The sequence below is a fragment of the Blautia sp. DFI.1.216 genome, from assembly GCF_020594215.1.
GTDB classification, from domain to species: domain Bacteria; phylum Bacillota; class Clostridia; order Lachnospirales; family Lachnospiraceae; genus Blautia_A; species Blautia_A wexlerae.
Window position 1 is genome coordinate 1 of sequence record NZ_JAJDML010000257.1, and the last position, 229, is coordinate 229.

General features: G+C 28.4%; 1 pseudogene. It reads right to left on the reverse strand.

The window, feature by feature from the left end:
- Positions 1-94 (reverse strand): annotated as a pseudogene (locus LJE11_RS19635) (IS200/IS605 family transposase); the annotation flags it as partial.
- Between the last annotated feature and the right edge of the window lie 135 nt (positions 95-229).

Below are 229 nucleotides of genomic sequence, written 5' to 3' on the forward strand. Positions count from 1 at the left end.
CACTTAATATCTTCCGCCGGTATTTTACCGACCATACCATATGGTAATTAATATTGCACACACAAGTGCGATAATGTATAAGATTTTCTTTCATACATATATGATACCATGATATCAAAAATTTCGCAATAAAATATCGAACATATTTTCTTTTTTATGATGCTGGATACAGCTTTTTATAGGGAGAAATTGAATGAAAACCGTTTTGTTATTTTTATTTATTATGAGT